General features: G+C 41.7%; 13 protein-coding genes. 8 read left to right on the forward strand and 5 right to left on the reverse strand.

All coding sequences use genetic code 11. The features are described from left to right. Positions 1-115: 115 nt before the first annotated feature. On the reverse strand, positions 116-1498 hold the full coding sequence (locus E0H89_RS04395) for a Do family serine endopeptidase (protein ID WP_131214817.1): 1383 nt from the start codon (positions 1496-1498) through the stop codon (positions 116-118). Positions 1499-1726: 228 nt separating this feature from the next. Here E0H89_RS04395 and nadB point away from each other — a divergent pair, with 228 nt between their 5' ends. Then, positions 1727-3370, forward strand: coding sequence for an L-aspartate oxidase (nadB, locus tag E0H89_RS04400; RefSeq protein WP_165494018.1), 1644 nt, complete (start codon positions 1727-1729; stop codon positions 3368-3370). A gap of 73 nt (positions 3371-3443) precedes the next feature. Here the strand turns inward: nadB and E0H89_RS04405 are convergent, their stop codons facing one another. The 4 genes from E0H89_RS04405 to pabC all read right to left on the reverse strand — a co-directional run bounded on the left by E0H89_RS04405 (position 3444) and on the right by pabC (position 6420). Beyond that, positions 3444-3860 carry a PaaI family thioesterase gene (locus tag E0H89_RS04405; RefSeq protein WP_131214821.1) on the reverse strand — a complete coding sequence of 139 codons (417 nt, stop codon included), beginning with the start codon at positions 3858-3860 and terminating at the stop codon, positions 3444-3446. A gap of 93 nt (positions 3861-3953) precedes the next feature. Continuing rightward, complete coding sequence (tmk, locus tag E0H89_RS04410) at positions 3954-4553, reverse strand: dTMP kinase (RefSeq protein ID WP_131214823.1); 600 nt, start codon at positions 4551-4553, stop codon at positions 3954-3956. Positions 4554-4556: 3 nt separating this feature from the next. Continuing rightward, entirely contained in the window at positions 4557-5606 is a 1050-nt protein-coding gene (mltG, locus tag E0H89_RS04415; protein ID WP_131214825.1) for an endolytic transglycosylase MltG, read from the reverse strand. A 1-nt stretch (position 5607) separates the two neighbouring features. Continuing rightward, positions 5608-6420, reverse strand: coding sequence for an aminodeoxychorismate lyase (pabC, locus tag E0H89_RS04420; RefSeq protein ID WP_131214827.1), 813 nt, complete (start codon positions 6418-6420; stop codon positions 5608-5610). A 167-nt stretch (positions 6421-6587) separates the two neighbouring features. Between pabC and E0H89_RS04425 the strand changes: the two genes are divergently transcribed. From E0H89_RS04425 to E0H89_RS04455, 7 genes are all read left to right on the forward strand, one after another. Then, on the forward strand, positions 6588-7592 hold the full coding sequence (locus E0H89_RS04425) for a sulfate ABC transporter substrate-binding protein (protein WP_131214829.1): 1005 nt from the start codon (positions 6588-6590) through the stop codon (positions 7590-7592). Positions 7593-7769: 177 nt separating this feature from the next. Next, positions 7770-8783 carry a sulfate ABC transporter substrate-binding protein gene (locus tag E0H89_RS04430; protein ID WP_131214831.1) on the forward strand — a complete coding sequence of 338 codons (1014 nt, stop codon included), beginning with the start codon at positions 7770-7772 and terminating at the stop codon, positions 8781-8783. Between the two features lie 29 nt (positions 8784-8812). Continuing rightward, entirely contained in the window at positions 8813-9418 is a 606-nt protein-coding gene (locus tag E0H89_RS04435) for an alpha/beta hydrolase (protein WP_131214833.1), read from the forward strand. 84 nt (positions 9419-9502) lie between these two features. After that, on the forward strand, positions 9503-10336 hold the full coding sequence (gene cysT, locus E0H89_RS04440; protein ID WP_131214835.1) for a sulfate ABC transporter permease subunit CysT: 834 nt from the start codon (positions 9503-9505) through the stop codon (positions 10334-10336). Continuing rightward, entirely contained in the window at positions 10333-11226 is an 894-nt protein-coding gene (gene cysW / locus E0H89_RS04445; protein ID WP_131214837.1) for a sulfate ABC transporter permease subunit CysW, read from the forward strand. Before cysT ends, cysW begins: the two co-directional genes overlap by 4 nt. Before the next feature lie 11 nt (positions 11227-11237). Next, positions 11238-12299, forward strand: a complete 1062-nt coding sequence (locus E0H89_RS04450) for a sulfate/molybdate ABC transporter ATP-binding protein (protein ID WP_131214839.1) — start codon at positions 11238-11240, stop codon at positions 12297-12299. Between the two features lie 54 nt (positions 12300-12353). After that, on the forward strand, positions 12354-13277 hold the full coding sequence (locus tag E0H89_RS04455) for a CysB family HTH-type transcriptional regulator (protein ID WP_131214841.1): 924 nt from the start codon (positions 12354-12356) through the stop codon (positions 13275-13277). Positions 13278-13533 lie beyond the last annotated feature (256 nt).

The raw sequence follows: 13533 nt of genomic DNA on the forward strand, positions 1-13533 counted from the left end.
TTGCAAAAATTTCGTTCAAGGAAATACAGTCTACGTAATTTCAAGATCGAGTAAAATTGCAAAATATAAAAAACCACTCATTTTTCAGAGTGGTTTCGAGCTTACCTCATTTACGTTACTCAATACGCATACCTAAAATAGCACGTTGATCTTGACGAATAATCGAAACACGTGCAATTGAACCTTTTTTCAATTCAGACACAGATTTAATAAAATCAGTACTGTTGAGAATGTTTTTATTGTTGATTTGAGTAATGATATCTCCGGCAGTCATACGCGATTGTGCAGCAATACCGCCGCGTTTCACTTCCTCTACTAAAATACCACCTTTAATATTCAACTGCGTTTGTTCTACAGCAGTTAAATTACGAATGCTAACACCGATAACTGGACCTTTCTGTTCAGCAGTTTGTTCCACTTTTGCAGGGGTATCATCTGGAGCAGTGGTTAATGTTGCTGAGATATTACGGATTTTATCATCGCGTAAAACTTGCAATTGAATATTTTGATTCGGTGTAGTTCGGTTTAGGTAATTGAGCAAATCCGAAGTTCTTGAAATGGGTGACCCATTATATTTCAAGATCACATCGCCCGACTTGAAGCCTGCTTTGGCAGCCGGGGAATTTGGTGCCACCTGCGTTATCAGTGCACCTTCAGGTTTGGACAGTTTATAAGATTCTGCAAGGGTACGATCGATATCTTGTAGCATTACGCCTAAGTATGAACGTGTCACCTTACCATTCTTTTTCAACTGCTCTGCTACATCCATTGCCACATCAATCGGAATAGAGAAGGACAAGCCCATATATCCGCCTGTTCCACTAAAGATCCGTGAGTTCACCCCAACCACTTCACCATTTTGATTAAATAATGGACCACCCGAATTTCCCGGGTTTAAAGCTACATCGGTTTGAATAAATGGAACTGAGGTTTCTCCCATCATGTTGCGCATTTTCGCACTGACAATGCCGGCAGAAGCTGAATAGTCAAAACCAAATGGTGAACCAATGGCCAGTACTGGCTCTCCCACTCTGAGTCGATCAACATTACCCGTACGTAATTCAGGGAAATTCGAGCCATTAACTTTCAGAAGCGCAACATCTGTACGCTCGTCACTTCCGACAACAGTCGCATCAATCTCACGGCGATCATTCAACATAATGGTCACTTTAGAAGCATCTTCTACCACATGGTGATTCGTCAACAAATAACCATCTTTGCTAATAAAGAACGCACTGCCAAAAGCCGTTTTATCTTGGGGTGCCTGTTGTTGAGGAATGATCACCCGATTACCGAAGAAACGTTTTAATATTTCAGGAACTTGCTGCTGCAGCAATTCTTGCTCTGTCATTTTTTTAACGACATTTACACTGACAACTGCAGGACTGACTTGCTCAACTAAATTAGAAAAGTCTACTGACGATGCTGCTTGGGTTTGCACTGCCGCCATGGTAAACACCGCAGCATAAATTCCTTTTTGTACATAGCGATTTTTCATATAAAGCATTCGCTCCATTTCGTTGTAAATATGGGTAGACAGTTTTTAGCATAAACTTTGTCTACCTGGTGTAATAAGATGTTTAATTATATTTGTATAAACAACAGCTTAATTATTTCTTAAAAGTTTGTTGGTTTATTAATTTTTCTCATCATACATTAGCATATTAGCTCTTGTTTTTTGATCAAAAAAGCGTTGTTATTACCAAACTTTTTTTCGAATTAGCTGATGGACATGTCTAATTTAACTACTACGCATCATTTTGATGTGATCATTGTGGGAAGTGGTGGTGCTGGTTTAAGTCTGGCTTTATCGCTACCTGATCATTTCAATATTGCAGTTTTGGCAAAATCGACTCTAACAGATGCAAGTACTTTTTATGCCCAAGGTGGTGTCGCGGCTGTTCTAGATAAAACTGATTCAATTGAACAGCACATTGATGACACCATGATTGCAGGTGCGCAGTTATGTGAGATTGAGGCGGTTAAACAAACGGTGGAAGGCGGCAAGCCCTCGGTTGATTTCCTTTTAAAACATGGTGTTCAATTCACCTTAGACGAACAAGAACAACTGCATTTAACTCGTGAAGGTGGCCATTCACAGCGCCGTATTATCCATGCAGCAGATGCAACCGGTCGTGCCATTTCAACCACCCTCGTTGAACGAGCTCAAGAAAAAAAGAACATTAGCATTTTTGAAAATTACATTGCCATTGATTTGATTACTTCACAGAAATTAGGGATGAAAGATCAAGGCAACCGCGCTCTGGGCTTATACGCTTTAGACGAAAAAACTGAAAAAGTGCATACCTTCTTAGCACCCTCTACCGCTTTGGCGTGTGGTGGAGCCATGAAAGCCTATCTATATACTTCTAATCCGGATATTGCCACCGGTGATGGGATTGCCATGGCTTATCGTGCTGGCTGTCGTGTGGCCAATATGGAATTCAACCAGTTCCACCCCACTTGTCTTTATCATCCTCAAGCACGTTCATTTTTGATTACTGAAGCCATGCGTGGTGAAGGGGCTTATTTACGCTTACCGGATGGTGAACGTTTCATGCTGCGTTTTGACGAACGCGCTGAACTGGCACCGCGTGACATTGTGGCACGTGCCATTGACTATGAAATCAAGCGTTTGGGAATTCGTCATGTCTGGCTCGATATCACGCATAAACCGGCCGAGTTTGTGAAGGAACATTTCCCTACCTTATATGCCCGTCTATTGGAACTGGGCATCGACATCACCACAGAAATGATTCCGGTCGTTCCTGCTGCACACTATACTTGCGGCGGTGTGGTGGTCGATGAACACAGCCAGACGGATATTGAAGGACTATATGCGATTGGGGAAACTTCGTATACTGGCTTACATGGTGCTAACCGAATGGCTAGCAACTCACTTTTAGAATGTTTTGTGTATGGCATGAGTGCTGCAAAACATATTGAAAGTCAGTTTGATACCCAATATAAATCTCCCGATGTACCTGCTTGGGATGATTCTCAGGCGATGCATCCGGATGAAGATGTAGTCATTCTACAAAACTGGGATGAACTGCGGCAGACCATGTGGAACTATGTCGGCATTGTTCGTACCACGAAACGTTTGGAACGTGCGCTACACCGTATTGAAATGCTGAAACGGGAAATCACCGAGTATTATCACGATTACCAAGTCAGTAAAAACCTGATTGAACTGCGTAATCTGGTTTTGGTTTCCGAGATGATTGTGCGCTGTGCCATGGAGCGTAAAGAATCACGCGGTCTGCACTTTACTTTGGATTATCCTGAATTGTCAGATGAGTTGCGTAAAACCATTCTAATCCCCCCTAGCTTTCAAGTGGAAACACCATTGGTGAATGCTGAAGCCTAATTTTTAAAAATTGTAAAATCAGTAAAAAGCCGAACATGTTTGTTCGGCTTTTTTAATGCTGCATAACATCTATTTATCGCTGAGGCGGTATGGAATAAGTGCTTACAGCATGGGCAATCGGTTCTTCTGAATCAATCGAATACAACCATACATCTCCGACTACCAGTGCCTTGCCGACTTTCATTAGTTTGCAAACCGCACGAATATCCTGTTCTGCTGTAGGTTTTCTTAAAAAATTGATGGATAAACTGGTAGTGACTGCCAACGCGACAATGCCGATCTCGCCCAGTATTGCAATATATAGCGCATAATCGGCAGCAGTCATCATGGTCGGCCCCGATACCGTTCCACCAGGTCTTAAATCAGCAGCACCCACATGATAAATAATGGATGCAGCTTTTTCAGTCACTGATTCTATTTCACATTTTTCCAGACTTTGTGGAAACTCAGCCTGTAAAAAAGCAATAATTTCGGCCTTGGTACTTTTCATTCATATTTCATCTTCATCCCTGATGATACTGAATATAAAAGAATAAACCATCTTAAGCACTGATCTTTTTGATCTTTGTTTCAATCTACAAAGTTATTTCAGATAGATCATTGCCTGTTCAAACACCTGATCTGGTGTTTGAGTGGCATCTAAGCGCTTAATCCGTTCACCTTGTTTTTCCCAAAGTTCCTGATAACCCGAACGTACTTTCTCAAAAAAAGTGGCTTTTTCTTGTTCAAAACGATCCAGTACTCCACGCGCACGCGCACGCGACATGCCCAGTTCAGTCGGTGCATCGAGCCAAAACGTGATATTCGGCATATGTGAGACAAAATTTGCATTCAATAACTGCAATTTTTCTTTGCTTAAGCCACGCCCCGCACATTGATAGGCAAAACTGGCGTCAGTAAAACGGTCACACAGCACCGTTTTACATGCGGACAAGGCAGGCACAATCACTTGCTGCAAATGTTGTGCGCGGGCAGCATACATGAGTAGCAATTCAGTATCATTGGCCATGCTTTCTTCATGATTAACTGACAACAGTAGCGAACGGATCTGTTCTGCCATCGGTGTGCCACCCGGCTCACGAGTAAGCACCACTTGCTGACCTTGCTGTTCTAAATAGTCATAAATTTTACGAATGAGTGTGGTTTTCCCGACACCTTCAGTGCCTTCAAAACTAATAAACATCCATCACTCCTTCTTCGATTTTAAAACTGACAAGTAATCCTGCACTGCACGATTATGCTCATCTAAACTTGCCGTAAATTTATGCCCCCCATTACCTGTTGCCACAAAATAGATATTATTTGAGGCATCGGGATGCATTGCAGCTTCAATGGCTTTTTGACTGGGTAACGCAATTGGAGTTGGTGGTAAACCATTATTGGTATAAGTGTTATAAGAAGTCGGTGTACGCAAGTCTGTGCGGGTGATATTGCCTTTATAATTATCTCCCATCCCATAAATAACAGTAGGATCTGTTTGCAGACGCATGCCCATTTTTAAGCGGCGGACAAACACACCGGAAACCTGTTCAAGCTCACGATCCAGACTGGTTTCTTTTTCAATAATTGAAGCCATAATCAAAGCTTCATATTTATCTTTATAAGGTAAATCGGTTGCACGATTGGCCCAGGCAGTATCTAAAGATTTCATTTGACGGTTATACAAATCTGTCAGAATTTTTCTATCTGTTTCACCTTTGGCAAAGAAATAGGTATCCGGCGCAAAAAGGCCTTCAGGATGATTAAATGGAATATTCAATGCTTGCAGCATCTGCTCCTGTGGCAGATTCAGCACTTCTTTAGTCACTAGATCATCTTTTTTCAATCTTTCAATTAGCTGTTTGAACGTTGTGCCTTCAATCACCAGAATACGATTCATTTGTGCATTTTCAGCGTTTGATATCATATCCATCACTTGACGAATCGTCATGCCCTGACGCACTTCATATACACCGGCTTTCATGCTGTCATGAATCACGATTTTTTGATAAAGCTTCAATACAATTGGGAAACTGACTTTATTTTCCTGAGCTAAACGATCAATAAAGCCTGAATAGGTATCTCCAGTTCCAATCGCCAGCATCTGCTTTTGACCTTGAACTGGGTAAGCCTTAAATAAGCTTGACCATAAGATGACTGAAGCCATCACCACAAAACCCAGGAATAAAATAATCAAACCTTTCAATGGAAACACTTTTGTGGCTTTCTTTTTTGAATTTTTCTGTGTGCTGGACATATTAACGAATCTGAGTCAATTGAAGGTTATTAAACAGTTCAATACAGGCTTGAACATTCATAGTTTGCTGATTAAGTTCAGTCACAACTTTCATTGGACTTAAGGCATTACAAAAAAACAGACTTTCAAATTTTGAAATTTCTTCCATATCAATAAAGCGCTGTTCGCAATGAATACCTTGTTGTTGCATACGAAATAATATCTCCGCGCGCATCACACCATGCACGCCATTATAACGAAGTTCTGGGGTAATCCATGTATTGTTTAAACGAATGAAACAATTACTGCTTACTCCTTCAACAACAGTGCCTTGCACATCGGTCACCAGTGCTTCCGCCCAGCCCTTTTGATCGGCCTCATTTTTTAATAATACCTGTTCCAAACGATTCAGGCTTTTTAAACCGACCAGGCTGGGCATGGTCAGTCCCAGTGCCTGCTGTAGTACCCCCGATTTTATTTTTTCAACTTGAAAATCATCAACCACTTTAGGATAAAAAAACACCCATACATCAGACGGATGATTAGGTAAGCTATATCCGCGCTGTCCTTCACCCCGGCTAATGATGATTTTAAGCGTGCCATTCACTTCTAGAAATTGCTGTTGCAGTAAAGCCAAGCTTTTTTGAATTAGGCTCAAGTCAGCTTTTAACAATAAGCGCTCACAACTTAAATGCAGTCGCGCCATATGGAGGTTTTCAAGCTCAATTTTGCCATGCCGAACACGAGCAGTCGTAAAACAACCATCACCATAATGGAAGGCCCGATCCAATAACGAAATTTCGTTTACTTCCTCTGCATTCTTAAAACATGGCATAACAAAGCATCCTGTAAATGATAACTTAGTTTAAAACAGCCGCCTTAGATTAATAGCTTTTTTATTCATATCAAATTCGTTTCTTATTATTTTTTTAATAAAAAAGATGAAGCTATGCTTTGTCTTGTTACAAAACATGAATAATTCAAATGTAAAGGATAGTAAAAATGCGCTCATTAAAAATCGGGGTTTTAGCAGCACTTATTTCGGCAACATCTTTTAGTGCGCTTGCAAAAGACTTTTTAAACGTTTCTTACGATCCAACCCGTGAACTGTATGAAAACTATAATAAAGAGTTTGGTGCATATTGGAAGAAAACCACAGGCCAAGAGATTAACTTCAAGCAATCACACGGCGGTTCCGGCAAACAGGCACGTTCAGTCATTGATGGTCTTGATGCAGACGTTGTGACTTTAGCACTGGCTGCAGATATTGATGCCATTGCAGAAAATACGAATCTTCTGCCAAAAGACTGGCAAAAAAAGTTTCCCAATAACTCCACCCCTTATACATCAACCATCGTATTTCTTGTACATAAAGGCAATCCGAAAGGCATTAAAGATTGGGGCGATTTGGTTAAACCCGATGTCGGGATTATCACACCAAACCCTAAAACGTCTGGTGGTGCACGCTGGAACTATTTAGCGGCATGGGCGTGGGCGAAACACCAACCGGGTGGCAACGATGCCAAAGCCCAAGAATTTGTACGCAAAATCTATAAAAATACCAAAGTTCTTGATTCTGGCGCACGTGGTGCAACTACAACATTTGCTGAACGTGGGATTGGCGATGTATTACTAGCTTGGGAAAATGAAGCACACTTGGCGATACGTGAACAGCCGGGCAAGTTTGAAATTATCACACCATCGTTGTCTATCTTGGCAGAACCGCCTGTAGCGATTGTTGAAAAAAATGCACAGAAAGATGGCAATCTGAACATAGCGAAAGCTTACTTAAACTATCTGTACTCACCTGCAGGTCAAACCATTGCTGCCAGCAACTTTTATCGTCCGCGTAATGCGGCTGTATTGGCAAAATACAAATCCGTATTCAAACCTTTGAAGCTTGTAACTATTGATAAAGAATTCGGTGGCTGGACCAAAGTTCAGAAACAACATTTTGATAATGGCGGCGTTTTTGACCAAATCGTGAAAGCGAATAGCACCAAATAATCTGGGAAGATCAAGAACAGTACTGGCTTTATTCATAAGGCCAGTGCTTTGGATACCAAACAGGCTTCTTTTATCTCTTTTTTTCATATTAAATTCATTTTTTATTATTTTTTATGCATAAAGTATGGCGCTATTCTGCACTTATATTACAAAATAGTTAAGAATATTGAGGTTGGCATGAGCATTTCAGCAACATTAAGGTTAGGGGTTTTAGCCGCAGTTATCTCTGCAACATCTTTTAGTGTCCTGGCAAAAGACTTTTTAAATGTCTCATATGACCCTACGCGTGAACTTTATGAAGATATCAATAAACAGTTCGGCAAATACTGGGAAAGCCGCACAGGTCAAAAAATCAATTTCAAACAATCTCATGGTGGTTCTGGCAAACAGGCACGTGCAGTAATTGATGGTTTAGATGCTGATGTCGTGACGCTGGCTCTTGCTGCGGATATTGACGTGATTGAACAAAAAACCAAACTTCTTCCAGCTGACTGGCAAAAGAAACTTCCTCAAAACTCAACACCTTATACCTCTACCATCGTTTTCTTGGTACGTAAAGGCAATCCTAAAGGTCTAAAAGACTGGGGCGACTTGGTTAAACCGGGTGTAGGCATCATCACGCCAAATCCTAAAACGTCTGGCGGCGCACGCTGGAACTATTTAGCAGCTTGGGCTTGGGCAAAACACCAAGCTGGTGGCAACGATAAAACGGCTCAAGAATTTGTGCGTAAAATTTATAAAAACACCAAAGTTCTCGATTCTGGTGCACGCGGTGCAACAACCACATTTGCTGAACGCGGCATTGGTGACGTATTACTGGCTTGGGAAAATGAAGCTCACTTAGCGCTTCGTGAACAACCGGGCAAATTCGAAATTGTAACGCCTAGCCTGTCCATTCTGGCTGAGCCACCGGTTGCGATTGTAGAAAAAAATGCCGAGAAAAAAGGTAACAAATACGTGGCGCAAGGTTACTTGAACTTCTTGTATTCACCATTGGGTCAAGAGATTTCAGCACGTAACTTTTACCGTCCACGTAATGCAAAAGTGTTAGCAAAATACAGCAATGTATTCAAGCCACTTAAACTTGTCACCATTGACCAGGAATTTGGTGGTTGGGATAAAGTTCAAAAAGCTCACTTTGAAAATGGTGGCATCTTTGACCAAATCGTAAAGGCAAATAGCGCGAAATAATCGTGCTGCAAAGATAGAGGAGCATCGACATGATTCATACCGTAATTGTTCCAGGCGTAGGTGGCAGCGAACATGCCCACTGGCAATCTTGGTTACAACGACAACTCATGTCATGCTCTCGTGTACAGCAACAGGATTGGAATGACCCGGTACTTGAAAACTGGATAAGCGAATTTGTAAATACTGTAACTCCAATTCAAGGTCAGATCCAAATCGTTGCGCATAGCTTTGGTTGCCTAACCACCGTTGCAGCATTGGCTCAGCATCCGGAATTAAATCAAAAAATTAAAAATTTGATTTTGGTTGCACCCGCAAATCCTGCACGTTTTGGTGAAGCTGGTTTCGCACGTGATAGTCAATCAGATTACAGTGCGTATTTCCACCAACTGAAAATTGCCGTACCGACCACTTTAATGATTAGTGAAAACGATCCTTGGTTAAATTTTGAAGATGCCAAATGCTTAGCCCAAGCATGGAAGCTCAATCCTATTAACTTAGGTCAAGTCGGACATATTAATGTTGCTTCTGGTTTTGGTCCATTTCCTGAAATTTATGATTATTTGATTTCAGAAAATGTACTGCAACATATCAATTTTTCTGATGAGAGCAAGTATTATTTTAAATTTGCAATTTGAAGTCTGCAAATTATGCTTGTGCCTAATTAAACTTTTATTTTTGCTGACTTAATTGGTCAGCATTTTCTCTTTTGAGGAGTAATCATGTCGCAGCGATCCCGAGTGCTGCCAGGATTTGGTCTTTCTCTAGGCTTTACCCTAGCGTATTTGTCATTAATTGTTCTTATTCCACTCTCTGCAGTGTTTATTAAGTCACTGGGAATTGGTTGGGACGGTTTATGGGAAATTTTAAGTTCAGAACGTATCCTAAAATCTTTGCAGTTAAGTTTTAGTGCCGCACTTATTGCTGCCTTAGTCAATGTAGTATTTGGTTTGTTACTGGCATGGTGTCTGGTTCGTTACAGCTTTCCTGGTAAACGGATTATTGATGCTTTAGTCGACTTACCTTTTGCCTTGCCAACCGCAGTTGCCGGTATCGCCCTGACATCTTTATATGCGCCTACAGGCTGGATTGGTCAGTACCTAGAGCCGATTGGTATTAAAGTGGCTTATACTCCGATAGGAATCACGCTTGCGCTGATTTTTATTGGCTTACCTTTCGTGGTTCGTACGGTACAGCCTGTTTTAAGTGATATGGAAACCGAACTGGAAGAAGCTGCATCAGCACTCGGCGCCAACCGTTTTCAGATTATAACTAAAATCATTTTGCCGATTCTGTTTCCTGCATTACTGACTGGTTTTGCATTGGCATTTGCACGTGGTGTCGGTGAATATGGTTCAGTGATCTTTATTGCCGGTAACCAGCCCTATGAAACTGAAATCGCGCCTTTGATGATTATTTCGCGTTTAGAAGAATATGATTACGCAGGTGCAACCACGATTGCGGTGGTGATGTTGTTAATTTCTTTTGCGATTTTATTCCTGATTAACTTGCTACAAGCGTGGGCAAGCCGCCGTACAGGGAGAACTGCACCATGAGTTTAACTACCAATAGCAATGCTTTAGCAGAAAAACTGCAATCTCGTGATGCAACCCGCGAACCGGCCTGGGTGCGTAATCTTCTGATTACCATTGCGCTGATCTTTTTCTTGAGCTGCCTGATTCTTCCGTTAATTTTGGTCTTTGTTGAAGCCTTTAAGCAAGGGGTTGCAGTTTATTTTCAAGCCCTGATCAATCCAGACACTTTATCTGCAGTAAAGTTGACTTTATTGACTGCTGCCATTGCCGTGCCATTAAACGTGGTGTTTGGTGTTGCTGCTGCCTGGTCTGTTGCAAAATTCAACTTCCGCGGTAAATCCATTTTAACCACTATTATTGACATACCCTTCTCTGTATCGCCGGTTATTGCAGGTATGATGTTGGTGCTAATTTTTGGTACTCAAGGCTGGATGGGCAGTTGGCTGATGGATCATGACATTAAAGTGTTATATGCCGTGCCTGCCATTGTACTTGCAACCATCTTTATTACTGTTCCTTTTGTGGCTCGTGAATTGATTCCTTTAATGGAAGCGCAAGGCACCGAAGAAGAAGAAGCCGCGATTGTACTCGGTGCTTCTGGCTGGCAAACCTTCTGTAAAGTGACCTTGCCGAATATTAAATGGGGTCTGATTTACGGGGTGATTCTGTGTAATGCCCGTGCGATGGGCGAATTCGGTGCAGTATCGGTGGTGTCTGGTCACATTCGTGGTGAAACCAATACCTTACCGCTACACGTCGAAATTCTTTACAACGAATATACCTTTAGTGCTGCGTTTGCGGTGTCCTCGCTGTTGGCTTTACTTGCCATTGTGACCTTGATTTTAAAAACATGGGTTGAAATACGCCAAGAAAAGCAAAACAAACGCAATGAAGAGTCACAAGTTTCTTAAGGAATGACATCATGAGTATTCAAGTTAAAAATATTGAAAAACACTTCGGTGCATTCCATGCACTTAAAAATATATCACTGGATTTTCCAGATGGTCAGCTGGTGGCATTACTCGGTCCATCAGGCTGCGGCAAAACCACCCTGCTGCGCATTATCGCAGGCTTGGAGTCGGCGGATGGCGGTCAGGTGATTCTTGAAGGTGAAGACGCAACTGATGTACACGTTCGCGAACGTCAAGTGGGCTTCGTTTTCCAGCACTATGCATTGTTCCGTCATATGACTGTATTTGACAATATTGCTTTTGGTTTACGTGTTCGTCCGCGCTCGACGCGTCCTTCTGAAGCTGAAATCAAAAAACGTGTCACCCGTTTACTTGATTTGGTTCAACTCGGTTTCTTGGCGGATCGTTTCCCGGCTCAGTTATCAGGCGGTCAACGTCAACGTATTGCATTGGCCCGAGCACTCGCTGTTGAGCCTCGCGTACTGTTACTGGATGAGCCGTTTGGTGCTTTAGATGCCAAAGTGCGTAAAGAACTGCGTCGCTGGTTACGTACCTTGCATGATGAGTTGCATATCACCTCTATTTTTGTCACCCACGATCAGGAAGAAGCCTTAGAAGTGGCGGATCAAATTATCGTGATGAATAAAGGAAATGTAGAGCAAATTGGTTCACCACGTGAAGTTTATGAAAAACCGGCAACGCCGTTTGTTTTCGACTTTCTGGGTCAGGCCAATCGTTTCGAAGGTCAAAATCAGCAAGGCATCATTCATCTGGGTGAAGACCGTATTCAGTTACCACAGGTGAAAGATGCACCCCAAGGTGAAATCATTGCCTTTGCGCGTCCAAACGAACTCAGCATTCATGCCGCTCCGCAAGAAAATGCCATTCAAGCCACGTTCTTACGTGAAATCTGGATTGCCGGTAAAGTGCTTGCCGAACTTCAGGATCGCCAAGGTAATTTGATTGAAATTTCGCTTAGCTCTGAAGAAGCCAAATTACATCAATTCAAACCCAATCAAACTGTGTGGTTAAGCCCATCTGCATTGCATTTATTTGCCAATGATGTCGCTTAAGAACAAATAGATGGGGCAAAACAAGCCCCATCCCCTTTTAAGGTAGGCAGAATCATGAATTTCCAACAATTAAGAATTATTCGAGAAACCGTTAGACAAAATTTTAATTTAACTGAAGCTTCAGCAGCACTTTACACATCACAATCAGGGGTAAGTAAACACATTAAAGATTTGGAAGATGAACTGGGTGTGCAATTGTTTATCCGCAAAGGGAAACGTTTGCTGGGTTTAACTGAGCCGGGTCAGTCTTTACTGGGCATTGTTGAACGCATGCTGGTCGATGCAGACAACATCAAACGTCTTGCAGATGACTTTAACCGCGTCGATGAAGGCACGCTTACGATTGCAACTACACATACGCAAGCACGTTATGTGTTACCACCGATTGTAAATCAATTTAAAAAAGAATTTCCAAAAGTACATCTGATTTTGCAACAGGCAAGTCCGGTTGAAATTACTGAAATGCTACTTCAAGGTGAAGCCGATATCGGTATTGCAACCGAGTCTTTAACCACTGAAGACAACCTTGCGAGTGTGCCTTTTTATACTTGGCAACACAGTATTATTACGCCACAAAATCATCCTCTGGCCAATAAAACAGATATTAGTTTAGAAGACTTGGCGCAATACCCGCTGATTACCTACCATGGCGGTTTCACCGGCCGTTCAAAAATTGACAAGGCCTTTGAAGAGGCAGGAATTGATGTCGATATTGTAATGTCAGCACTTGATGCCGACGTTATCAAAACCTATGTCGAACTGGATATGGGCGTCGGCATTGTCAACAATGTCGCTTATGATTCAGAACGTGACTACCGTTTAAAACAAATTCCAACCGATATTTTTGGCTTAAATACCACCTGGATTGCAGTACGTAAAGGTCATTTACTGCGCGGCTATGGTTATGAGTTTATTTCACTCTGCTCACCTGAAGCGGATATCAAAGCATTAAAACGAGTTGCTTATCCCGAGGATTGAAATCACATTTTTTAGATTAGGGATATTACAATATCCCTTTTTTAATTCTATCAAAGTATTTCTATTATTCTATTTATCTAATTTGAGACATCAAATCAAAGCCTTACTCGATTTTTTAGCCCTTATTACGCTTTATTTTTAACTGTCCTTATTAATGCCCATATTTCAAAAAATACCTATCGAAAATGGTTTAGGCAGTTTATTTAGATCTTCATCTTGGGTAAATAATTGATGCATTGGGTTAGCGCATTAAAGT

Origin of the sequence: Acinetobacter sp. ANC 3781 (assembly GCF_004331285.1) — a bacterium.
Lineage (GTDB): Bacteria > Pseudomonadota > Gammaproteobacteria > Pseudomonadales > Moraxellaceae > Acinetobacter.